This is a genomic window from Marinobacter litoralis (assembly GCF_016427555.1).
Lineage (GTDB): Bacteria > Pseudomonadota > Gammaproteobacteria > Pseudomonadales > Oleiphilaceae > Marinobacter > Marinobacter litoralis_A.
Window position 1 is genome coordinate 499249 of sequence record NZ_JAELVS010000002.1, and the last position, 22216, is coordinate 521464.

Sequence of the window (22216 nt, forward strand, 5' to 3'; positions counted from 1 at the left end):
GTTATTCTGAGAGGTCTGGCGCTTTAGCCGCAACGTCAGGCTGGCGGTAAAAATGGATGATGGTTCCGTCCCCGAATTTCGAGAAGAAGGCGCTCACATCGGTAATCTTGCGCAGTGAGCGCTTTCGGCTAATCGGGTCTTTATCCAGCACCTTGATGCCGTTGAAGTTGTCCTGAATGTTCGAGAATCGAGCCTTCATCGTGCAGGTCACCACATCGTCAGCCGACAAGCCAAGTTCCTGTGCCAGCCACTGGCTATGAGCCTGAATCTCGGCCTGGCTCAAATTTTCCCGGGTATCGAGATGACTGAGCTTTACCCGGTTCACAATCAAAAACGAGTAGCTCTTGGGCTGTTTACGGGCAACCTTTCGGAAGGCCTCCCAGAAGAAACTGTCGGTCAGTTCAGCGAAAAAACTCATATCGCTGAGGCAGGTATCAATCCACTCGAAACTCTCGGCATCTTCCAACACTTCGTTGATGGCTTCACGCAGAAGCCAGTCAAACCCGAGCGCCGTTTTGTGACCGTACACTTTGCGGTACATCTGATAGCGGCTGTAAACGAAATCCTCCAAGGCTCCCAAGCCTTTGTGGGTGATGGCCAGCCCCATCCACGGCTCTGAAACATCCCAGCCAAAGCGTAAGTTGCTCAGCAAGTGATCCAGGTTAAAGCCACCGATAGTGACGGAACTGTGGAACCCGTCCCGCAGCATATAATCGGCGCGGTCTGCATCGATTTCGCCAGAGACAATGGATGAAAGCAGCCCCATAACCAGCGCCGGCACCTTGTGCTCCCCGCTGGATTCCACCAATGCCTGATCGCCCGCGATGAAGTTCAGGAAGGTGTGGGCATGGCGGCAGAAGGTATCACTCGGCGTTACCTGAGTGGTTTCCATAATGCCGATGATGTCTTCGGCATGCAGGCCCGCAGCCTCCAGATCGACGGACGAGAGTACTTCGTGAGCGACCCGCACCGAGTAGTGTTCGTGTTCCAGCTCATCCGGTTCCTCGGGGTGATAACGACTGAAGTCTTCGCCTCGCCACAGCTCACGAAAACGTTCTGGGCGTGACATGAGTTCGCGAATACGTCGGGCCTGAGTGAACTGGTGCGAAAAACTGGAGTGGCCGCTGTCGTGCAACAGGCATCCCAGGCGAATAATCTTGGCAAGATAATCGATGGCGTCCAGTTGATTGAGGCTCAGTTCGGTTTGCTCGCTGAGCTGACGCTCCCGCAGATAGGCATCAATCATGGCGCGAAACATACGGGTGCCGACATGCATCACGCCAACGCTGTGCAGGAAGCGGGAGTGGGTAGCGCCCGGGAACACCAAACTGAGGATGTCGTTCTGGCAGATGTTGCGTAAACGCTGGAACAGTGGGTGGTCAATAACCTGAATTTCGTGCCGGTAAAGCGGAATCCCGCCATGGACCGGGTCCATGATCAGTTTGTCGTAGGCACCCAGAAGGTCGTTGACGGCACGTCGCATGGTTACAAATCCCCCAAAAAGATCAGTATGGCCTTGTTATATCACAAGGTCATGCCAGAATAGACCTTATAACGCCTGTTTTTCTTTTACCGCTGGTAGTTTAGGGCAACTAACATGACCTCGCGCACCGAGCGCATTTTAATCATCGACGCCAATGAGCAGGCCCGTTCTGACCTGTCACGATACCTGGATGCCAGAGGCTTCTATGTGAGCGTTTGTCCGGACATTGGCACGGCCCGCAGTTTGTTCGCCGCGAACATGCCCGACGCCATTTTTGCCGACCTGGCTCCCACCGTTATAGACGATCTTTGCCGTCGCCTTGACGCGGCCGACAGCTATACGCCCATCATCGCGTATACCCAAAGTACGTCCAGCGCTCAAGTGGTAGAGTTGCTGCGTGCAGGCGCCGAAGACATTGTGCTCAAACCCTGCTCTTCCAGCAAAGATGCGCTCGATGACGTTATCGAAAAACTGTTTGATCGTATTCGGGTCAATCGACTCAACAAGCTCTATAGGGAAGAGCTGGAGGAGGCAAACCGGGATCTGCGCAGTGGCATTGCCGAACTACGGGCTGACCAAAACGCAGGCCGTAAAGTCCAGCTGAAGATGCTGCCCGAACATAATCAAGAGATATGCGGGCTGCAGGCCGATTACCTGATCAAGCCGTCTTTGTATCTGAGCGGCGATTTTCTGGATTATATCCGCCTTACAAAAGACAAGGTGCTGGTGTATATCGCCGACGTGTCGGGCCACGGTGCCAGTTCGGCCTTTGTCACCGTTTTACTCAAGAACCTCACCAACCGCCTGAAGCGTAATCTGCGCAGGCAATCCAGCGATGACATCATGCATCCGCGGCGGATTCTCGAGCGTATAAATTCTGAGTTGATGGACACAGGGCTCGGGAAACACGTCACCGTATTTGTCGGCATTATTACTTTGTCAGAACGAACCCTTAGTTACGCAGTGGGTGCGCACTTTCCGATGCCGATATTGTCGTTTGAAGACGGCGAGACCCGGTTTCTCGAAGGCAGTGGCCTGCCAGTAGGGTTGTTTGAAGACCCCGAATGGGAGTTGTACGAGGTGAAACTGGATCGCCCCTTCCGTCTTTTATTGTTCTCTGACGGCATTTTGGAGGTCATTCCCGACAAAAGTCTCGATGAAAAGGAACGAACGCTACTTGAACTCGTATCAGGAGGTAGTCACACTATCGCATCGCTGAGCGAGGCCTTGGGATTAAAAAGTATCTCGGAGCTGCCTGACGATATAGCGATAGTATCGGTAACTGACCAGTTAACTGGTTCAGATCAAACGTCGTCGACTTAGTGGCACTGTGAAAAAAATGGCTGGTTATAAAATCCTGCAAGCAGATAAGCAGGGAATATACGTCCTGAAGTTTATCGGAGAAATTCGGCTGAACCTGTGTTCGACGCTGGATAATCTCGTTGAGTCCATCACTCGGGACCCAGACTTCAAAACCGTCGTCATCGATCTCACGGAAACCGAGATAGTCGATAGCACAACGCTCGGGCTGCTGGCCAAAATTGCGTTGGCAGCGTACAAACAGAGCCATTTTCTTCCGACTCTGATCTCCACCAACCCTGATGTGACTCGCATCATCTCGTCTATGGGCTTCGACAAGATTTTTATCATTGTCCGCGAGCCGGCTTCCCGAATTGAAGATCTTGAAGAAATCCCTGTCCTGAAAGCGAGCGAACAACAAGTACGCGAGAAAGTGCTGGACGCTCATAGAGTATTAATGGGCATGAACAGCAAAAACCGGGAAGAGTTCAAGAATCTCGTTCGGGCTCTGGAGTGTGAAGAACCTGGCTGATCGATATTCTTTGGCGCCGGGTCATGCCTAACACGAACCTACGGAAAGACTATGCCAGAAAACGTAACGCCGAAATCTGATTTGGCGAAAACGCAAAACGTTGCAGTCCTTGGTGGCGGCAGTTTCGGAACTGCTATGGCCAAGGTTCTCGGTGAAAACGGCCATACCGTGCATTTCTGGATGCGCGATGAGGGTCAGGTTGAAGAAATCCGTACAACGCGCATGAATGGCCGTTACATGCCCGGTATCGTCCTTGAAGGCGAGATCCTGCCCACTACCGACTTTGCCGGGGCCGTGAATAACGCTGATGTGGTTTTTGTGGCCATTCCCTCCAAGGCGTTCCGTTCGGTGGTTCGCGATAACAGCAGCGCCTTCAAAGACGAACAGATCGTTGTCAGCCTGACCAAAGGCATTGAGCAGCAAGGCTTCAAGCTGATGAGTGAAATCCTGCTTGAAGAAATCCCGCGCTGCCGGTCTGGTGTGTTGAGTGGCCCAAATTTGGCTGCTGAGATTGTGAATCGTGAGTTGACAGCAACGGTTATCGCCGCGAAGGATCCGGAGGTTCGACAAACCGTTCAGCAATTGCTCGGTTGTGATTATTTCCGCGTTTACGCCAATGTTGATGTCTACGGCGTTGAGCTGGCGGGCGCTCTGAAAAACATCTACGCCATAGTGGCCGGCCTGGCATCTGCACAGAACCTCGGTGAAAACGCCAAAGCGATGCTAATTACCCGTGGGCTGGCGGAAATGAGCCGGTTCGCAGTGAGCCTGGGGGCAAATCCTATGACGTTCATGGGCCTGGCCGGTGTGGGCGACCTGATCGCAACCTGTACCTCCAGCAAAAGCCGCAACTTCCGTGTGGGTTACGCTGTAGGCACGGGTAAAAAACTGGATGAGGCAGCCGAAGAACTGGGGCAGGTGGCTGAGGGCATCTATACTCTGAAGTTAGTACGGGAAAAATCCGAGGCGATCGGAATCCACATGCCGCTGGTGCGCGGGCTGTACGAGATTCTCTACAACGGTGCCCCGATTGAGGCGGTCATCAAGAATCTGATGAACGCTGTTCAGAATTCGGATGTAGAGTTCATTTTGCCTCGTACGGTGGCTCAGTAATCACGTCAACTGAACGAGGAGATTGTTATGCAACTGATCATCATGCGCCACGGTGAGGCAGGCAGACACTCCCTTGATCATGAGCGGGAGCTGACCGAGGTGGGGCGAAAGCAAGCCGCCAATGTAGCAGAGCAAATCGCCAAATCCGATTCAAAGCCCGGTGTCATTTGGTGTAGCCCCTACATCCGCGCTCGCCAGACCGCAGCCATTGTTGCTGACATACTGGGCGTTCCTGTGCAGGAGAAGTCGTTCATCACGCCAGACGATGATCCTGGCCGGTGTCTGGATGCGCTGCTCGAAAACAAGGAGTCGCCGCTGATGCTGGTGTCTCACATGCCCTTGGTGGGCAGCCTCACCACCTTGTTATCAGAAGGGCATCGTAACGGTATGCCGTTTATGACCGCTCAGGCTGTGGTGCTCGACATGCCTGTTGCCGGGCCGGACTGCGCCACCTTGAAAACGCAGTTCTTGCCCTGATTATTGATACTGCTATCTTTTTCTCACGTTAACTGAGCCGTTATGTACAGTTTCCCGATCGAATACATTGAGCCGGTCTTCCGGCCGCCGAGTGAGGCAAGGTCTCTTATTTTGCCTGTCACCAATGGTTGCTCATGGAACCAGTGCACGTTCTGCGAGATGTATACCCAGCCCCAGAAGAAATTCCGGGCCAGAAAGCCCGCGGATGTTCGGGCGGACATCGAAAAAGCTGCCAAAGCATTTGGCAGCGTGCCCAGGGTGTTTCTGGCTGATGGCGATGCCATGGTGCTGCCGACCCGGCGGTTACTCGAAATCCTCCATGAGTTGAAAGGCGCGTTTCCGGGGCTTCAACGGGTGTCCAGCTATTGTCTACCGCGAAACCTCGCCAAGAAGTCCGTCGAAGACTTGGTGGCGCTGCGTGAGGCCGGGTTAGGAATTTTGTACGTTGGTATGGAATCCGGCGATGACGAAGTGTTGCGCCGTATCAACAAAGGTGAAACCTGGGAATCTACCCGTTCCGCACTGGAGAAAATCAAGCAAGCGGGTTTAACCAGCTCTGTAATGGTGCTTAACGGGCTAGGTGGCAGAACCTTGTCGCGCCAACACGCTATCAACACCGCAACCTTGTGCAACGAAACACAGCCGGATTTCCTCTCCACATTGGTGGTGAGCTTCCCGCAGGGTGAGGAGCGGTTCCGCGAAGGGTTTGGAGACGATTTCGAACCTTTAGACCAGCAAGGTTTGTTTGAGGAAATCCAGGTGTTTCTTGAGCATCTGGAGTTAGAAAACACCACCTTCCGAAGCGATCACGCCTCAAACTATCTGGTGCTGAAAGGTACGCTAGGGCAAGACAAACAGCGTTTGCTGGATCAGGTAAACCTCGCTATCACAAAGCCGGGTGCCGTGCCGTTAAGGCCGGAGTCTATGCGGGGCCTTTGATACTTTCCGTTTTCAAGCAAAAGGAGTTCGCCCGTGAGCACAAAGCCAGAAGACATTGCCAAAGTTGTTAGCGAGCACTCGAAAGAGCGCAGCCTGCCACCGCTGGATAAATGGCACCCTGAGCTCTCAGGTGACATGGATTTGGTGATCACTCGTGATGGTCAGTGGGTTTTCAAGGGCAACCCCATCGAGCGGGAAGCGATTGTGAAGTTGTTTTCGACGATTTTGCGCCGCGAAGACGATGGCCACTATTACTTGCTTACCCCCGTAGAAAAATGGCGCATTCAAGTTGAGGATACCCCCTTGCTGGCACATACTTTGACGGCCACCGAGGAGGGCGAAGGTCAGATTCTGAGTTTGACCACCAACATGGGCGAAACTCTCGAGATTGGCAACGACCATGTTTTAAAGGTTGAAAGCTATCCGGATTCTGATGAGCCAAGGCCGATCATTACTGTGCGTCATGGTGTTGAAGCACGCCTGCAAACCAGCGCATTCTACGATTTGGTTGCGGTTGCTGAAGAGCGTGAAATCGACGGAATTACCACCCTTGGTGTAATGAGCCACGGAAATTTCTGGAAAATCGGGCAGGGCGGTTGAAAAGCCCCGAGGCGTCTCCATAAAGAAGGTAGAAAACGCAGTCTGTCACTTGTTAAACTGTGGTTTCTTTCTTGTTATCGAGCCAGGCTCTCTAACGAGGCCGGTGGTCGTTAGTCCCTCTGTGCAGTGCATCTGTTCACGTTCCTTTCGATTACCTCCATTTTAAATACATAGTCACTGCGACTTGCAAGGAGATCACATGGCCCAACCACGTGTTGTCACCATCCATTACACGCTTACCAACGACCAGGGAGAGCAGCTTGACTCCTCCCGTGTAGAAGGCCGTGAGCCTCTGTCTTACCTGGAAGGTGCACAGAACATCATCGGTGGACTGGAAAGCGCACTGAACGAAAAGAACGCTGGCGATCAGGTTAAAGTGTCTGTAGCGCCTGCTGAAGGCTACGGCGAAGTTAACGAAGAGCTGATCCAGCCTGTTCCTCGCTCCGCTTTCGAAGGTGTAGACACCATCGAGCCGGGCATGCAGTTCCAAGCACAGACTCCGGGCGGCCCTCAGGTTGTTCGTGTTGTTGAAGTAAGCGAAGAAACGGTTACTATAGACGCAAACCACCCGCTGGCGGGTGAGACTCTGCACTTCGACGTAGAAGTTGTAGAAGCTCGCGAAGCAACTGACGAAGAGCAAGAGCACGGCCACGTGCACTGATCTCTTCCGAAAGGGTGATCAAAAACGGCTCCCTCGGGAGCCGTTTTTTTTGTGACTGCTAAACGCCAAAAAGCCGGGACGATCCCGGCTTTTTGGTCATATCCGAAGATTTTATTACATATTCGGATAGTTCGGACCGCCGCTACCTTCCGGCGTTACCCAGGTGATGTTCTGCGAAGGATCCTTGATGTCACAGGTCTTACAGTGAACACAGTTCTGGGCGTTAATCTGGAACTTCTTGCCGCTTCCGTCTTCGGCTTCAACCACCTCGTATACGCCAGCCGGGCAGTAACGCTGCGCGGGCTCGTCGTACTTCGGCAGGTTAACCTGCAACGGAATGTCCGGGTCGGTCAGCTTCAGGTGAATCGGCTGGTCTTCCTCGTGGTTGGTGTTCGAGATGAACACTGAGCTCAAGCGATCGAAGGTCAGTACGTTGTCCGGCTTCGGATAGTTGATCTTCTTGCAGTCCGCTGCAGGCTTCATGGCTGCGTAATCCGGAGTGGTGTCACGGAACGTGAAGGGCAGGCTTCCGCGCAGAATGTTCTGCTCGAAGAACGCAATTGCACCGCCCACAAAGTTACCGAACTTGTGCATGGCCGGACCAAAATTACGCTCGGCGTATAGCTCTTTGTACAACCAGCTGTCTTCGAAACGCTTCGCGAAGCTGGTGATTTCTTCGCCGTTCTTGCCTTCTTTCAGTGCTTCAAATACTGCTTCAGCACCCAGCAGGCCAGACTTCATTGCAGTGTGGGAACCTTTAATCTTGGAGCTGTTCAGCGTACCGGCGTCACAGCCCAGCAGCAGACCACCCGGGAAGCTCATCTTCGGCAGAGCGTTGTAGCCGCCTTTGGTGATAGCGCGAGCACCGTAAGCAACGCGTTTACCGCCTTCCAGGTACTTCTTCACTTCTGGGTGATGCTTGAGGCGCTGGAACTCTTCAAACGGGCTCAGGTGCGGGTTGCTGTAAGACAGGTCCGTGATCAGACCCACATACACCTGACCACCTTCCAGGTGATACAGGAAAGAACCGCCGGTAGAGCCGGATTCGTTCAGCGGCCAGCCAGTGGTGTGAACAACCAGGCCTGGCTCGTGCTTAGCCGGGTCGATGTCCCACAGTTCTTTGATGCCGATGCCGTAATGCTGTGGATCTTTGCCTTCGTCGAGCTTGAAATCGTTAATCAGGCGCTTGCCCAGGTGACCACGACAGCCTTCGGTGAACAGGGTGTACTTGGCGCGCAGTTCCATGCCCGGCATGTAGCCGTCTTTCTGGGAGCCGTCACGGGCTACACCCATATCGCCAGTGATAATACCTTTGACCTGGCCATCTTCTACGATGGTTTCTGAAGCGGCGAAGCCTGGGTATACCTCTACGCCCAGCTGTTCGGCCTGTTCGGCCAACCAGCGGCACAGGTTGCCAAGGCTGATGATGTAGTTGCCGTGGTTGTGCATATTCTTGGGCACAAACGCGTTCGGAATCTTGGTGGCTTTTTCCTGATCTTTCAGCAGGAAAATATCGTCCCGGGTAACCGGAGTGTTCAGAGGCGCGCCTCTTTCTTTCCAGTCAGGGAAGAGTTCGTTCAGGGCGGTTGGCTCGAAAACGGTACCGGCGAGGATATGTGCACCAACCTCGGAACCTTTTTCTACTACACAAACAGTCAGTTCTTCACCGGCTTCTTGGGCCAGTTGCATGACTCGGCAGGCTGCCGACAGTCCCGCAGGGCCGCCGCCTACGATCAGAACATCAAATTCCATCGATTCGCGTTCCACGTTGGTCTCCTCATCTCATACAGCTTTAATGAATGTTATTTTCCGAAGGATAACGCATTTGACAAATCAAACAAACGTTTGTTTGAAATTTGCACTCACCTTTGGCATTGTACGTATACACCGAAATAACGTGTGTTTTGAGTCGATTTTTAGTATCGTCTCATTGCCTGGCCGGGTCAACCCGGTCGATTGGCTGTGAACGCAGGCCTGGAGCGTCGGATGGGGCAATTCCCCCTTCTGTTTTAACCTGCAGTATTGTCATGCTTTATGTGGCAGGCGCTCTTTTTAGTACTGTGCATCATTAAACCCATTGTAGAAGAACGAGGAATCTATGAAGGTTCTGGTCGCTGTAAAACGAGTTATCGACTACAACGTAAAGGTGCGCGTCAAGCCGGACAACACCGGTGTTGACCTCGCCAACGTCAAAATGGCAATGAACCCGTTCTGCGAAATCGCAGTTGAAGAAGCGGTTCGTTTGAAAGAAAAAGGCGTTGCCACCGAAATCGTTGTTGTATCCATTGGCCCGAAGGCCTCCCAGGAGCAAATTCGTACTGCTCTGGCATTGGGCGCTGACCGTGGTATCCACATCGAGACTGACGAAGAAGTCCAATCCCTCGAAGCGGCCAAGCTGCTTAAAGCTGTCGTTGAGAAAGAAGAGCCGAAGCTGGTTATTCTGGGTAAACAGTCCATCGATTCCGACAACAACCAGACGGGCCAGATGCTGGCCGCTCTGACCGGCATGGGTCAGGGTACTTTCGCTTCAGAAGTCGTTGTTGACGGCGAAAAAGTTAACGTAACCCGCGAAGTAGACGGCGGTCTGATGACTGTTGCTCTGAACCTGCCTGCGGTTGTTACCACTGACTTGCGTCTGAACGAGCCGCGCTACGCTTCTCTGCCGAACATCATGAAGGCGAAGAAGAAGCCCCTCGAGACAGTAAGCACAGCAGACCTGGGTGTTGAAGTTGCACCTCGTCTGTCCACCCTGAAGGTAGAAGCGCCTGCAGCACGTCAGGCTGGTATCAAGGTGGCTGATGTTGCTGAACTGGTGGATAAACTGAAGAACGAAGCGAAGGTGATCTAAATGAGCATCCTGGTAATTGCTGAACACGACAACAGCAGCCTGAAGCAGGCTACTCTGAACGTTGTAGCGGCAGCCAAGGCTATCGGTGGTGACATCGACGTGCTGGTTGCTGGTGAAAACGTAGGTGCCGTCGCCGAAGCCGCTGCAAAAGCCGAAGGCGTAAACAAGGTTCTGGTTGCTGACAACGCAGCCTACGGCCACTTCCTGGCTGAAAACCTGAGTGAGCTGGTTGCAGAAGTAGGTAAGGGCTACAGCCACATCCTGACCTCTGCCGGCACCACTGGTAAAGACTTCATGCCTCGCGTAGCTGCGCTGCTGGACGTTGCCCAGGTTTCTGACATCATCCGTGTTGAGTCTGAAGACACGTTTGTACGTCCGATCTACGCGGGTAACGCCATCGCGACTGTTAAAGCAAGCGACAGCATCAAAGTTGTTACTGTTCGTCCGACAGGTTTTGATCCGGTAGCTGCTGAAGGCGGCTCTGCTTCTGTAGAACAGCTGGACGTTGTTAAAGACGCTGGCTTGTCCTCTTTCGTAGGTGAAGAGAAAGCAGCTTCTGACCGTCCTGACCTGGCTTCTGCCGGCATCGTCATCTCCGGTGGCCGTGGTATGCAGAACGGCGAAAACTTCAAGATGCTTGAGCAAGTAGCTGACCTGATGGGCGCTGCTGTAGGTGCTTCCCGTGCCGCAGTTGACGCAGGCTTCGTACCGAACGACATGCAGGTAGGCCAGACAGGTAAGATCGTTGCGCCTCAGCTGTACGTAGCGGTTGGTATCTCTGGTGCTATCCAGCACTTGGCAGGTATGTCTGACTCCAAAGTGATCGTTGCGATCAACAAGGACGAAGAAGCTCCGATCTTCCAGGTTGCCGATTACGGTCTGGTAGCGGACCTGTTCGAAGCTGTTCCTCAGCTTGAAGAAGAGTTGAAGAAAGTTCTGTAACTTTCTGATCTCTTTAAAAAAGGCACCCTAGGGTGCCTTTTTTGTTTTTGAGATAATGCGTTTCTCGGCTTTGCCGATGAACAAGCTGTCGGCCAGTATGTGTACGGCTCGGTTCGTGGTTCGTACCACTTGATACACCTGCTCGCTTTTTTCGTGATGGGTCTTCTTTACCTTTCGGGCCGTGTTCTTGAATTCTTCATCCTTGGCGAACCGGTCAATCAGGCCAAATGTGGTATTGGCAATAACCTTGTGCACTTTTTCAACGGCAGTTGCGCCACCGGATACAGTGTCTTCCATCAGCTTGGCGCGATGACGCACCTCGAGCAGCTCCATTCTTTTTCGCTGGATCTCGCTTTGTGCATGCAGCCGGCTGGCGTTGAGTATACGAAGTTGACTGCGGGTAGTGGCCGATTCCCTGAAGCCCGCAGCCAGCAAACCAGCGCTCAGAGCCAGACACACTCCGGCGGTTATCAAAATGACCATGATGGGTTACCTCAGCGATATTCGATTTGCATATCAACATCAATTTCGCGCGCTTCCAGTTCGCTCGTCAATTCCTTCAGAACTTCCTGATACACCATTTTAGTTGCTGTTGTTGGCAAGCGGTCTCCGATCAGCCGCCCAGCTTTTGATTCCCGTTTTGCCAGCCCGATAGGGTCCAGCACCTTCAGGACGATCGCCAGCTCCGGCTCGGGTTGGTGCTCCGGTATATTTTCACGCTCAAGCATTTGTTGAATCATTTTGCGCTGCACCATCAGTTGCCAAAGCAGAATGCCACTCATGCAGGCCAGCACGAAACTCGTTACAAGCAGGAATACAATCACGTATGTCCTCCGGGGTGTTTGTTAAGGTGTGACCAGTGTGAACCTGCATCACTGCGAAACGATTGGCCGGAAGGACGCTGTTTTCATAAAAAGATGAAAGTAACACGCACGATTAAACCTGTTACCATCGTTTCCATCATAAAATCCAATAAAGACAAGGACACGCAATGACTAAGACACAGGCAAATTACGATCTGATTGTATTTGGTGCCACCAGTTTCGTAGGCCAGATACTCACCGATTACCTCGCCAAAAACTATGGCGTGGGCGGTGGTGTGAAATGGGCCATTGCCGGCCGCTCCGAAGCCAAACTGAATGATCTGAAAGCTACGTTGGGTGCTGAAGCGGCGGACTTGCCCGTGCTGATTGCCGACGCCAGCGACGAAACGGCGTTGTTTGCCCTGTGCGAGCAAACCAAAGTAGTGATCTCAACGGTCGGCCCCTACGCGTTGTATGGTGAGCCGATGATCAAAGCCTGTGTAAGTACCGGTACCGATTACTGCGATTTGACTGGTGAAGTCCAGTGGATCAGCCGCATGATCAAACGTTACGAAGAGCAAGCCAAACTGAGCGGCGCGCGCATTGTGCATTGTTGCGGTTTTGATTCGATTCCATCGGATATGGGCGTTTGGTTCCTTCAGAAGAATGCTGAGGAAACCTTTGGCAAACCGTGCCAGGACGTTCGTATGCGAGTTAAGGTGGCCAAGGGTGGCCTATCGGGCGGCACGGTTGCGTCCATGATCAATATCGCGAAAGAAGTGGGTGCCGATCCCAAATTGCGTAAAGAGCTGGCCAACCCGTTCTCCATCTGTCCGCCGGAGCATCGCTCAAAGGTAAGGCAGCCGAACTTGAAATCTGCTGAGTACGACAAAGACTTCGGCGCATGGTTGGCACCGTTCGTGATGGGAGCCATCAACACCCGAGTGGTTCACCGTTCGAACGCGGTACAAGGTACTCGCTACGGCAAAGAGTTCACCTACGATGAAGCGATCATGACAGGGAAGGGCACTAAAGGCCGGTTGACGGCCTACGGTGTGGTAGCCGCTTTGGGTGCTTTCCTGACTGCTTCGGCGATAAAGCCAACCCGTTGGGTGGTCGAGAAGCTGGTACCTCAGCCTGGTGAAGGCCCAACACCGGAAGCGCAGGAAGCCGGCTTTTACGACATTCGCTTTATTGGCCGTACTCAAGATGGCAAAACCATGATCACCAAAGTGACCGGCGACCGCGACCCGGGCTACGGTTCGACCGCGAAAATGCTGGGTGAAGCCGGTGTGTGTATGGCACAGGATATCGGTGAAGAACTGTCCGGCGGTTTCTGGACGCCGTCTTCGGCGATGAACGGTAAACTTCATGAGCGCCTGACCAGCAATGCGGGCCTGACCTTTGAAGTACTGGAAACCCGGTAAGCGCCTAACTCAGGTGCAGAATGTGGTCGGAAGGCAGCAGTGCTTCCGGCCCATGGCCCAGACTGATGACCGTGCGGCCTTCCAGCCAACGGTCAATCAGTGGCGCGATGCGGGCCCGGGTATCGGCATCTACGCCGGTAAACGGCTCGTCCAGTATCACCAAGGGAGCGCTTGATAGCAGCACCCGGGCCAGAACCAAACGCCGGGCTTCTCCGCCTGATAATCGATTACCACCGCTGCCCAGCCACGTGTCCAGTGCTGCGTCTTCCCGCTTAAACCTCTCTGCCAGTTCCACCAGCTCCAAGACTCGCCATAAATCTGCGTCTGTTGCCTTTGGGTTACCCAGCAGGAGATTGGCTTTCACCGTATCCTCAAACACCACGGTACGTTGTGTCAGATAGACGCAATCGGGCCGTTCTATGGTGCCTGACAGCGCTGGAATCACGCCCGCAAAGGTATCAGCCAAGGAGGATTTCCCGCTGCCAGATACCCCAACAATACCGAGGCGATCGCCGGCCTGAACCGACAGCGAAAAGTGCGTCATGACAGGTGCGCTGCCGGGGTGACCGATGGAAAGATCAGATGCCGCCAGTGTGGTGCCCGCCGCTGTGTTAGCCGGCTGCACGCCCGAGGGTGTGATTTCCTCATTCAACCGCCTGGCAGCGGCCACTGTTGCACCGAGTTTGCCAAAAGCATCCGGGAGCATGGCGTACACTTCGTTCAGCCCCAGCAAAACGATGGGCAGCATGACCAACACGGGGCCCGAGACAGATCCGTTTTGAAACAAGGAAAATCCGGCCCAAAGCACAAACACTGCGCTGACATTGATCAGTAACTGAGTGAAGGCTAAGTGCCAGCCGGTCCGGGTCTCGATAACCGCCTGGTCTTTGTCCAGCGTTAGTGATTGCCGCTTCAAGAGGGCTGCGTGCTTACCGATCCGGCCAGCAGCCGTCAGCTCTGAAAACCCTTCCAGATGTTCGATGACTTCGCTGCGCAGGTGTTCCTGGCGCTCATTCAATTTGCCGGCAAGTGTCTGTGTTCGGCAGTACAAAGCCCAGCTGGCAATCAAAAAAGCTGTAGCCAGCATCGCCAGCAGGATTAAGGCAATTTGCCACGTGAACAGCAGCCAAACCAACGCCACCACGAGCAATGTTACTACCGCTGCCAAAGCCGCAGGCGCCACAAGGCGAAGGTACAAAGTATCGAGAGCATCCACGTCGGAGGTGAGCCGGGACAGCCAATGAGCGCCTTTGTGGCGGCCTCTGTCTCTGTGCCCCGATTGGGCCATGCGATCGAACAGCGCAACCCGAATGTCGGTTAACAAGCGCAGAACCGTATTGTGGTTATAAAGCCGTTCCAGATACCGGGCAACCGTGCGCGACACCGCGAAGAATCGAATGCCACCACCGGGCACGTATAAATTGATGTAGGCCTGAATGCCCGCCGCAAACAACAAGCCCACCAGAGCAGTTTCGGTCAAAAACCAGCCGGACAACGCAAGCAGGGCAATGCCGGAAATCAGCGTGGCTAACAGCAAAAGTGCGCCGACAAACAGACGCCCACGGCGCTGTAGAATCAAATGGAACCAGGGGCGAAGATCACGCATCTCTTACCTCGCCATCGTTGACGATCAGTAGCCTGTCGGCGAGCGTGAACAAGGCCTGATGGTGAGTGGACAGAATCAGGGTTTTGCCTGCTTCGGACAGTTTGTGAAGCGCGTCCAATACATGAATTTCACTGGTGGCATCCAACCCGGCGGTGGGTTCATCCAGAAGTACCAGATCGTAGTCAGCCAGAAAAATGCGCGCCAGACTCAAACGCCGGGCCTGACCGCCCGATAACCCTTGGCCATCCTCGCCAATGACGCTGTAGATACCATGTTCCCGGTGTTCCACCAGATCGGCCAAGCCCACTTGGTGAAGGGCTTTTTCAATGGCAATGTCTGAGGCGTCCGGGCAAGTCATCCGTAGGTTGTCCGCCCAGGTGCCTTGAATCCAGAAGCCTTTCTGGCCTAACCAGCCAAAAGGCTGCTCACCAGCAGGCTGGCCAAATACCGAAATGGAACCGGAGTCCGGCTGAAGGAACCCCGCCAGCATATGTAAAAGCGAAGATTTTCCGCCACCGGAGGGGCCGGTCAGTACAATGGTTTCACCTTGCTTGACCGTAAGCGTGACACTTCGGATGACTTCAGGGCCGACGTCGTAGCAGAGGGATACGTGCTGAAGCGCGATAACCGAGGCATCGGTGGCAGTCGCCAAAGTGGTTTTTTTTGTGGGTGTTACGGGCTGGTCAAGCCGGGCAATAATTTCGGCGCTGGCACCAAGGGCTGCGGCCCGGTCATGGTAATGTTGGGACAGTGTACGCAGCGGCTGGAAAAACTCCGGTGCCAGCAACAGAATCAACAAACCCGAAAACAGCGTTAACTCCGAGCTTGGCCCGAACGAGATGTAGCCTAGCAGCCCGAATCCGATGTAGATGGCGATTACGGCAATCGCAACCGATGCAAAGAACTCCAGTACCGCAGACGAAAGGAAGGCAATTTTCAGGGTTTTGAGCGTAATCAGCCGAAACTGATCTGAGCGATGGTGAAGCGTGGAGCTGGCTTGCGCCGTTTGACCGAACAACTGAAGGGTGGTCAGCCCTCGTACCTTATCGAGAAACTGCCCTGAAAGCCGGCTGACGGTTTCGAAATGCTGCTGGTTAACCTTTTCAGCGCCCATCCCCACCAGCGCCATAAATAAAGGAATCAGGGGTGCAGACAACACCAGGAAAATGCCCGCAAGCCAATCCAGCCAGAACACCACCGCCAGAATCAAAAGCGGCACAATCACCGACAACATCATTTGGGGCAGGAAGCGGGCAAAGTAGCCGTGCAGGGCTTCTACATGATCCAGCCATTCGCGGGTAAGAGATGCTGCCGAGGCGTCAGCCAAAACTACTGGACCAAGGGATTGCCACTTGCGATGAAGCTGCCGACGCACATCGCGGCGTACTTCTTCACTACAGCGCGCTGCAAAGCGGGTTTGCAGGCCCTGGCCAATGGCGCGCAGCAGCAGTACTGCGATAAGTAATAGATAGGCGGGAGTCAGGCCGGTTACCGGTTGTTGCTCGATAACCCCTTGGTAGGCCAGCCAGGCCAACAATACCATCTGGGCAATGGTTGTCAGCCCAACCCAAACGCCGGCTAAAACCGTGGCTCGTATCCAACGCTGACTGCTCTTGGTTAACTCCGAGAGCCAGCGCCGGACACGAGCCGGGTCCGACGATTCCACTTAGTGATACCCCTCTCCGGCGCGCACCTTGCCGCGGAATACCCAATAGGTCCAGGCGGTGTAAACCAGAATGATGGGAATCACGAACAGTAAGCCGAGCAGCAAGAACAGCTGCGCTTCCGGGGCAGAGGCCGCATCCCAAAGGGTATAGTTGGGTGGCACTACATAAGGCCAACGGCTCACGATCAAACCGAGGTATGTGGTGATAAACAGCCCCATGGTGGCCACAAACGGCATGCCTTCAAACCGATTGCGCACCGACCGCCAGATCTGGAACGCACACAGCAGCGTGATGGCTGGCAGCACCCAGATAATGCCCAGATTCGAGAACCAGCGTTCCCAAACCATATTATCAACGAACGGTGTCCACACACTGATAATGCCGAATACCACCAGAACGGTGACCAAAAGCGGCGTAGTAATGCGATAAGCCCAGTCTTGCAAACGGCCTTCGGTTTTTAGAATCAGCCAGGTGGAGCCCAGCAGAGCGTAGCCCGCGAGGGTGCCCAAACCCGTCAAAACGGTAAAGGGCGTTAACCAATCCAGTGCGCCGCCAACGTACACGCCGTCTACGGTGTTGAAGCCCTGAATGTAAGCACCAACCACGGCGCCCTGAGCGAAGGTGGCGATAGTAGAGCCACCCGCGAATGACCAGTTCCATAGGTAACGCGAGCTACGCGCTTTGAACCGGAATTCAAAAGCAACGCCCCGGAAAATCAAACCGGCCAGCATCAAAAACACGCCAATGTACATGGCGGGCAGAATGATGCTGTACACCATTGGAAACGCAGCCAGCAAACCGGCTCCGCCCAACACCAGCCAGGTTTCGTTACCGTCCCAGACAGGGGCCACTGAATTCATCATGGTGTCTCGGTCTTCTTCCGACGGGGCAAAGGGAAACAGGATGCCAATGCCCAGATCGAAACCATCCATCAGCACGTACATGATGATTCCGAAACCGATAATAAACGCCCAAATGAGGGCCAAATCGAACACTTCCATTATTGCTGCCCTCCTTCATTGGCGGTTTTCGCCGGGTTTGCCGAGTTCTCTTCCGAATCGTATTCGAACTGGACGTGCGCCGCAGACAGTGGTCGGGCAGGGCGGTCGGCCTCGTCTTCGGTATGACCGCCATCGCCTTCCAGCCCCACGTACAGAACCCGCATCAGGTAGTACAGGCCGGCAGTGAAAATGGAGGCATACACCAGAATGTAGCCAATCAATGTAAACAGAGCCATGCCACCGGTAAGAGACGGAGTCACCGATTCAGCCTGCGTCATCATGCCGTACACCAACCAAGGGGCACGGCCTGTTTCGGTGACAAACCAGCCGGTAAGTACTGCAATGAATGGCGCAATACTCATGGCCCGAAGCCCCTGCAAATACCAACGGGCTTTATACAAACGGCCACCTTTACGCAGAATCAGACCGGTAATGGCAAACAAAATCATCAGCATGCCAAGGCCGACCATAATCCGGAACGACCAGAACACAATTGCGACCGGCGGTTGCTCTTCAACCGGCACCTCTTTCAGGCCAAGAATCTCACCATCAATATCGTGAGTCAGAATCAAACTGGCGAGGCTTGGAATGCCAATTTCGAAATGGTTGGTCTGGTTTTCCTGATCCGGAATCGCAAACAGCAAAAGGGGCACATTGGTGGAGGTTTCCCAATGGCCTTCCATTGCTGCCACCTTCATTGGCTGATGTTCCAGCGTGTTCAGGCCGTGAAAATCACCCACAACCGCTTGCGCCGGTGCGATGAATAGCAGCAGCCACAAACACATGGACAGCGCTTTCTTGTTCGCTTCCACTTCGCGCCCTTTGAGCAGGTACCAAGCGCTTACACCGGCAACGACGAAACTACCCGTCAGGAAAGACGCCAGCACCATGTGCATCAGGCGGAACTTGAAGGAAGGGTTAAAAATGGCATCTCCCCACGACAAAATGTGAAACGCACCGTCTCTGAATTCCGTGCCGGCGGGCGTTTGCATCCAGCTGTTCGCAGAGAGAATCCAGAATGTTGATATAAGCGTACCGATGGCCACCATAATGGCGGAAAACAGATGCGCCCCAGGCGGGACTCTGTCGCGGCCAAACAGCAGAACCCCGAGGAAAGCGGCTTCCAGGAAAAACGCCGTTAGCACTTCATAGCTGAGGATAGGACCCAGGAAGTTGGCTGATGCCTGCGCGAAATTACTCCAGTTGGTGCCAAATTGGAACGACATAACAATGCCCGACACCACTCCCATACCGAACACCACCGCAAACACCTTGGTCCAGAACGCGGACAGGGTGATCCAGACCGGGTTTTTGGTTTTATAGCCAAGGCCTTCAAGCAGGGCGATAAAGGATGCAAGCCCGATAGAGAACACTGGGAAAATGGCGTGAAATGACACGACAAACGCGAACTGGATTCGCGATAGGATGAGGGGATCTAGCTCCATAGGAACCTCCAGCAATGACATGCTTACAAAAGGGCATCGCCCGCACAGCAACAGCGTGGTGCATTTTGTAATATTGTTATTACCAGCGGTTACGACAATGCTAACGTGATCATACCAGAGAAACGCGAGACATTTTGTCGCACTCTTGACGTATCACAAGAACAAAACGAGCCAAGCACGGTGTATTCATGAGTTTTTACGAAAACCGAATTCTGCCTCACATGATCGATAAAGCCTGTTCCATGGGGCAGGTGATGAAGCTTCGTAACCAAGTGGTTCCCCGTGCCAAAGGCCGCGTTTTGGAAGTTGGCATGGGCTCTGGCATCAATCTTGAATTTTACGATCCCGACCGGGTTGAAATGGTGTACGGGCTGGAACCATCTGAAGGAATGCGCCAAAAAGCCCAGGCAAACCTCAACCGCTCGTCTATCAAAGTAGAATGGTTAGACCTTCCTGGCGAGAAAATACCACTGAAAGATAATTCCATAGACACCATTCTGCTGACATTTACGCTGTGCACCATCCCGGACTGGCAAGCTGCGCTTGAACAAATGAAGCGCGTGCTCAAACCGAATGGGGAGTTGCTGTTCCTCGAGCACGGTGAATCACCTGATAGAGTTACCTGCAGATGGCAGCACCGGATCACCCCGGGTTGGAAAAAACTGGCCGGGGGCTGTCATCTGAACCGCAACATCGCCGAATTACTCAGGCAGGGCGGCTTTGAGATTCAGGCACTCGAGAATCTGTATATTCCCAGAGCGCCGAAAATCGCAGGTTACATCTATAAAGGCATCGCTACAAATCCAAAAAGTTAGCCAAATTGTGCGCGAAATGAACAGGTTGGCCAGGAAGTTAAAGATCGGAATTGCGTTAGGCTACGGAGCCTTATACAATCTCGGCCTTCAGATTTTTCCCTCCTATGCCCGGATGGTGAAATTGGTAGACACAAGAGACTTAAAATCTCTCGGCCGCAAGGCCGTGCCGGTTCGATTCCGGCTCCGGGCACCATTTAAATCAATACGTTAGCAAGTTCTCCCCTCGGCTTTACCTGCTGGTCATTCCCTCAGTGCATCACCTGTAGGTCGCATCTGCGAGTTCTACTCTCGTTGACTAAATCGACCGAAATAAAGCCCTGTCATGATTGGTTGATAAACAATGAGATGTCGCGCGATTACTTGTTGCTAAAACCGCAATAAACTAAGCTACTGTTTAGTTTGATAATTTGGCTGCACAAAGGGAATGGCGAGTGCGGAGTTATGTAGAGCGCACTTGTATGCAATATCGTGGAGTGCTGTCTAATTGCTGTTATGCCCAAAAAAAGAGGTTCATTGAGTGCAGGAAATAAGCCGAGAAAAATTCTGTCAAAAGCTTCGAAGTGCTGGTTTTGCGGCTGCGTTCTTAAGCGCCGCAGCTGGTAGTGCTTTGGAAAGCTTTGAGCACTTCAACGGGGAAATTTTCGAACCGTTTCGTCAGACCTCGTTTTTGGAGGCAGATGCTAATTTTTCCGGCAGGTACTTTTTGGAGCATCACGGGCCTAAAGATCAAGTAGACGAGGCGATCAGCAAATCAAACTTTTTTGCCGCTTTTTCTTTAGAGGTGCAGCCATCTCATCTTAGTGATTCGCTGGCGGGAGACCACGAGTCTCTGGTTCGGTCTCTAGCGGGCACACCGTACCTGAGACTGAGACGTGAGTATGAATCGCTGAGAGGGGCTTCGATAGAAATTTTTCTTATTCCTGTGGCCTCTGACCCTCAAGAAATTGAATCGGTTGTTGGCAGCATCAGAGATAATGCCATGTTTTTCTTTTTCCCTGATGAGACGAGAGAATTCCATGTTGGCAATTGCCGGTGGGGAAACGGTTTTAGACTTCAGAAGAAGGCATAACCAGGCGCTTCAGCCGACCGCTAAAGCGGCGGCTGAGCTTTGGCGTTATGTGTTACTACCAAGGAGCAAGCTGTTTTGCCTGAGTTAAAAACCGTTGGCCTTTTCCTCGTTACGGCATTGGCAGAAATTGTCGGCTGTTATTTGCCTTACCTCTGGCTTCGCGAGGGCAAATCCATCTGGCTATTGGTGCCGGGTGCCCTGAGCCTGGCCGCATTTGCATGGTTGTTGTCATTGCACCCAACTGCAGCGGGCAGAGTGTATGCTGCCTATGGCGGTGTTTATATTTTCATGGCCATACTGTGGCTCTGGGCCGTGGATGGTATCCGCCCAACAGCTTGGGATTTGGTAGGCTCGAGCGTTGCTTTGGCAGGAATGGCAATCATCATGTTTGCGCCTCGCACCACATAACCAGTGCATTGAAGTCGTTCCGGCCAAGAGGAGCCTCGCCCTAGCCGGCGCCTCACATTTCTTCCTGAACCTGTCCGTAGGCAAGCATCGCGAATAAACCTGTACCGCCGAGAATGTTTCCAATCAGCACTGGGGCGATATGGTAGAGCAGGGCGGTAGAGATGATCATTTCTCCATTCACCACCAGAGCAAAAATTTCGTTGGCCCCTGCGATTACGTGGGTAAAATCGCCCGCTGCTATCAGCCAGGTAAACATCACGATAACCAGAACTTCAGATCTCTTCGCCGACGGCAGCATCCAAACAATGGCCGCTATGAAAAAGCCCGATGGTATACCGCGTAAAAGAGTTTCGGCCGGAGTTAGTGTTGCCAGGTGGCGCGAAATCTCAAGGATTGCTGTTAGGGTATCGGCGGTAAGGATGCCCCCATGGACGAAGATGGCAGCGGTAACAAATGTGCCACATAGATTGGCTGTGAGCACTATTCCCCAGAGACGGGCGCTGCAGTAGAACCCGTTGCGCGTCGGCTGAGCCAGAATCGGTAGCACAACGGTGATTGTGTTCTCGGTGAACAGTTGCAGGCGAGACAGAATCACCAAGACAAACCCGAACGAATAGCCCAGGCTTGCAATCAACGTTAGGTAGGGGTGGTCAGGGCCTAGGTTGGCATGGATAAGGCCTTCGGCGAGCACTGAGGTGGAAATCCCAAGCCCCGCTGCCACGCCGGACCACCAGAGCGAGATTTTCGGGCGCTCCAGTTCTTCTTTGCCTTCTCGAAGGATGACGGAATAGACAGCTAGCGACGACAAGCTGCGATTTTGGGAGACGGTATCACGCTCTTTCGATGTCAGTGATTTTTCGGTCGGCGTTGGGGTCTGCTCGCGAGCTTCGCGATCCCCGGCTTTGGCGCTCGAATCTTGCGCGTGTGCGTCCTCCCTCGTGTTCTTTTTGGAGGTGGTGTCCCGGTTAGTTTTACCGTCGCTCATTCAACTCTCCTTTAGCTATCCAAAGACGTTTGGGTGCCTGGCTAACATTGGAAGATATTACAGCTATCATGTTTGAGCGACGCACCACATGACCCG

Annotated in this window: 22 protein-coding genes and 1 tRNA gene; 14 read left to right on the top strand and 9 right to left on the bottom strand. The window is 53.5% G+C overall.

Annotated features, from left to right (window positions below; genetic code table 11):
- Position 1: 1 nt before the first annotated feature.
- On the bottom strand, positions 2-1483 hold the full coding sequence (locus tag JAO79_RS09890) for an HD domain-containing protein (RefSeq protein WP_199007085.1): 1482 nt from the start codon (positions 1481-1483) through the stop codon (positions 2-4).
- Between the two features lie 114 nt (positions 1484-1597).
- Between JAO79_RS09890 and JAO79_RS09895 the strand changes: the two genes are divergently transcribed.
- The 7 genes from JAO79_RS09895 to JAO79_RS09925 all read left to right on the top strand — a co-directional run bounded on the left by JAO79_RS09895 (position 1598) and on the right by JAO79_RS09925 (position 7104).
- Positions 1598-2806: a PP2C family protein-serine/threonine phosphatase gene (locus tag JAO79_RS09895; RefSeq protein WP_199007086.1), complete on the top strand. Its 1209-nt coding sequence runs from the start codon at positions 1598-1600 to the stop codon at positions 2804-2806.
- Between the two features lie 16 nt (positions 2807-2822).
- Entirely contained in the window at positions 2823-3314 is a 492-nt protein-coding gene (locus JAO79_RS09900; protein ID WP_199007087.1) for an STAS domain-containing protein, read from the top strand.
- A gap of 81 nt (positions 3315-3395) precedes the next feature.
- Positions 3396-4427: an NAD(P)H-dependent glycerol-3-phosphate dehydrogenase gene (locus JAO79_RS09905; protein ID WP_227664539.1), complete on the top strand. Its 1032-nt coding sequence runs from the start codon at positions 3396-3398 to the stop codon at positions 4425-4427.
- A 27-nt stretch (positions 4428-4454) separates the two neighbouring features.
- Positions 4455-4904 (top strand): phosphohistidine phosphatase SixA, encoded by a 450-nt coding sequence (gene sixA / locus JAO79_RS09910; protein ID WP_199007089.1) that lies wholly within the window; start codon positions 4455-4457, stop codon positions 4902-4904.
- 42 nt (positions 4905-4946) lie between these two features.
- Positions 4947-5843, top strand: a complete 897-nt coding sequence (locus JAO79_RS09915) for a radical SAM protein (RefSeq protein WP_199007090.1) — start codon at positions 4947-4949, stop codon at positions 5841-5843.
- 33 nt (positions 5844-5876) lie between these two features.
- Positions 5877-6443, top strand: a complete 567-nt coding sequence (locus JAO79_RS09920) for a DUF1285 domain-containing protein (RefSeq protein WP_199007091.1) — start codon at positions 5877-5879, stop codon at positions 6441-6443.
- 199 nt (positions 6444-6642) lie between these two features.
- On the top strand, positions 6643-7104 hold the full coding sequence (locus JAO79_RS09925; protein ID WP_114333738.1) for an FKBP-type peptidyl-prolyl cis-trans isomerase: 462 nt from the start codon (positions 6643-6645) through the stop codon (positions 7102-7104).
- A gap of 114 nt (positions 7105-7218) precedes the next feature.
- Here JAO79_RS09925 and JAO79_RS09930 read toward each other — a convergent pair whose 3' ends face one another.
- Positions 7219-8871 carry an electron transfer flavoprotein-ubiquinone oxidoreductase gene (locus tag JAO79_RS09930; protein WP_199007092.1) on the bottom strand — a complete coding sequence of 551 codons (1653 nt, stop codon included), beginning with the start codon at positions 8869-8871 and terminating at the stop codon, positions 7219-7221.
- Positions 8872-9202: 331 nt separating this feature from the next.
- Between JAO79_RS09930 and JAO79_RS09935 the strand changes: the two genes are divergently transcribed.
- Together JAO79_RS09935 and JAO79_RS09940 are read left to right on the top strand one after the other, a co-directional pair.
- Positions 9203-9952 carry an electron transfer flavoprotein subunit beta/FixA family protein gene (locus JAO79_RS09935; protein ID WP_199007093.1) on the top strand — a complete coding sequence of 250 codons (750 nt, stop codon included), beginning with the start codon at positions 9203-9205 and terminating at the stop codon, positions 9950-9952.
- Positions 9953-10894 carry an electron transfer flavoprotein subunit alpha/FixB family protein gene (locus tag JAO79_RS09940; protein ID WP_199007094.1) on the top strand — a complete coding sequence of 314 codons (942 nt, stop codon included), beginning with the start codon at positions 9953-9955 and terminating at the stop codon, positions 10892-10894. It abuts the gene before it with no gap.
- A gap of 27 nt (positions 10895-10921) precedes the next feature.
- On the opposite strand, the gene JAO79_RS09945 is transcribed toward JAO79_RS09940, so the two are convergent.
- Together JAO79_RS09945 and JAO79_RS09950 are read right to left on the bottom strand one after the other, a co-directional pair.
- Positions 10922-11377, bottom strand: a complete 456-nt coding sequence (locus JAO79_RS09945; RefSeq protein WP_199007095.1) for a hypothetical protein — start codon at positions 11375-11377, stop codon at positions 10922-10924.
- Between the two features lie 11 nt (positions 11378-11388).
- Positions 11389-11718: a hypothetical protein gene (locus JAO79_RS09950; RefSeq protein ID WP_199007096.1), complete on the bottom strand. Its 330-nt coding sequence runs from the start codon at positions 11716-11718 to the stop codon at positions 11389-11391.
- 167 nt (positions 11719-11885) lie between these two features.
- On the opposite strand from JAO79_RS09950, the gene JAO79_RS09955 reads away from it, so the two are divergent.
- Positions 11886-13124 (top strand): saccharopine dehydrogenase family protein, encoded by a 1239-nt coding sequence (locus JAO79_RS09955; protein WP_199007097.1) that lies wholly within the window; start codon positions 11886-11888, stop codon positions 13122-13124.
- Between the two features lie 4 nt (positions 13125-13128).
- Here JAO79_RS09955 and cydC read toward each other — a convergent pair whose 3' ends face one another.
- From cydC to JAO79_RS09975, 4 genes are read right to left on the bottom strand one after another with little or no spacing between them, the layout of a single operon-like run.
- The gene (gene cydC / locus JAO79_RS09960; RefSeq protein ID WP_199007098.1) at positions 13129-14730 is read right to left on the bottom strand and encodes a thiol reductant ABC exporter subunit CydC; all 1602 of its coding nucleotides are present in this window, start codon (positions 14728-14730) and stop codon (positions 13129-13131) included.
- The gene (cydD, locus tag JAO79_RS09965) at positions 14723-16396 is read right to left on the bottom strand and encodes a thiol reductant ABC exporter subunit CydD (protein ID WP_199007099.1); all 1674 of its coding nucleotides are present in this window, start codon (positions 16394-16396) and stop codon (positions 14723-14725) included. Before cydD ends, cydC begins: the two co-directional genes overlap by 8 nt.
- Positions 16397-17398, bottom strand: a complete 1002-nt coding sequence (gene cydB, locus JAO79_RS09970; protein ID WP_199007100.1) for a cytochrome d ubiquinol oxidase subunit II — start codon at positions 17396-17398, stop codon at positions 16397-16399.
- Positions 17398-18843, bottom strand: a complete 1446-nt coding sequence (locus tag JAO79_RS09975) for a cytochrome ubiquinol oxidase subunit I (protein ID WP_199007101.1) — start codon at positions 18841-18843, stop codon at positions 17398-17400. Before JAO79_RS09975 ends, cydB begins: the two co-directional genes overlap by 1 nt.
- Before the next feature lie 188 nt (positions 18844-19031).
- Between JAO79_RS09975 and JAO79_RS09980 the strand changes: the two genes are divergently transcribed.
- From JAO79_RS09980 to JAO79_RS09995, 4 genes are all read left to right on the top strand, one after another.
- Positions 19032-19658, top strand: coding sequence for a class I SAM-dependent methyltransferase (locus JAO79_RS09980; protein WP_199007102.1), 627 nt, complete (start codon positions 19032-19034; stop codon positions 19656-19658).
- A gap of 106 nt (positions 19659-19764) precedes the next feature.
- A tRNA-Leu gene (locus JAO79_RS09985) sits at positions 19765-19851 on the top strand.
- Positions 19852-20175: 324 nt separating this feature from the next.
- Positions 20176-20727, top strand: a complete 552-nt coding sequence (locus tag JAO79_RS09990) for a hypothetical protein (protein ID WP_199007103.1) — start codon at positions 20176-20178, stop codon at positions 20725-20727.
- Positions 20728-20802: 75 nt separating this feature from the next.
- The gene (locus tag JAO79_RS09995; RefSeq protein ID WP_199007104.1) at positions 20803-21135 is read left to right on the top strand and encodes a YnfA family protein; all 333 of its coding nucleotides are present in this window, start codon (positions 20803-20805) and stop codon (positions 21133-21135) included.
- A gap of 52 nt (positions 21136-21187) precedes the next feature.
- Here the strand turns inward: JAO79_RS09995 and JAO79_RS10000 are convergent, their stop codons facing one another.
- Positions 21188-22120, bottom strand: coding sequence for a formate/nitrite transporter family protein (locus tag JAO79_RS10000; RefSeq protein WP_199007105.1), 933 nt, complete (start codon positions 22118-22120; stop codon positions 21188-21190).
- Positions 22121-22216: the final 96 nt, after the last annotated feature.

Excerpts from the sequence above, each read along its gene's own strand:
- JAO79_RS09890 (WP_199007085.1), bottom strand. The coding sequence starts at position 1,483 with ATGCGACGTGCCGTCAACGACCTTCTGGGTGCCTACGACAAACTGATC.
- JAO79_RS09895 (WP_199007086.1), top strand. The coding sequence starts at position 1,598 with ATGACCTCGCGCACCGAGCGCATTTTAATCATCGACGCCAATGAGCAG.
- JAO79_RS09900 (WP_199007087.1), top strand. The coding sequence starts at position 2,823 with ATGGCTGGTTATAAAATCCTGCAAGCAGATAAGCAGGGAATATACGTC.
- sixA (WP_199007089.1), top strand. The coding sequence starts at position 4,455 with ATGCAACTGATCATCATGCGCCACGGTGAGGCAGGCAGACACTCCCTT.
- JAO79_RS09915 (WP_199007090.1), top strand. The coding sequence starts at position 4,947 with ATGTACAGTTTCCCGATCGAATACATTGAGCCGGTCTTCCGGCCGCCG.
- JAO79_RS09925 (WP_114333738.1), top strand. The coding sequence starts at position 6,643 with ATGGCCCAACCACGTGTTGTCACCATCCATTACACGCTTACCAACGAC.
- JAO79_RS09935 (WP_199007093.1), top strand. The coding sequence starts at position 9,203 with ATGAAGGTTCTGGTCGCTGTAAAACGAGTTATCGACTACAACGTAAAG.
- JAO79_RS09940 (WP_199007094.1), top strand. The coding sequence starts at position 9,953 with ATGAGCATCCTGGTAATTGCTGAACACGACAACAGCAGCCTGAAGCAG.
- JAO79_RS09945 (WP_199007095.1), bottom strand. The coding sequence starts at position 11,377 with ATGGTCATTTTGATAACCGCCGGAGTGTGTCTGGCTCTGAGCGCTGGT.
- JAO79_RS09955 (WP_199007097.1), top strand. The coding sequence starts at position 11,886 with ATGACTAAGACACAGGCAAATTACGATCTGATTGTATTTGGTGCCACC.
- cydC (WP_199007098.1), bottom strand. The coding sequence starts at position 14,730 with ATGCGTGATCTTCGCCCCTGGTTCCATTTGATTCTACAGCGCCGTGGG.
- cydB (WP_199007100.1), bottom strand. The coding sequence starts at position 17,398 with ATGGAAGTGTTCGATTTGGCCCTCATTTGGGCGTTTATTATCGGTTTC.
- JAO79_RS09975 (WP_199007101.1), bottom strand. The coding sequence starts at position 18,843 with ATGGAGCTAGATCCCCTCATCCTATCGCGAATCCAGTTCGCGTTTGTC.
- JAO79_RS09980 (WP_199007102.1), top strand. The coding sequence starts at position 19,032 with ATGAGTTTTTACGAAAACCGAATTCTGCCTCACATGATCGATAAAGCC.
- JAO79_RS10000 (WP_199007105.1), bottom strand. The coding sequence starts at position 22,120 with ATGAGCGACGGTAAAACTAACCGGGACACCACCTCCAAAAAGAACACG.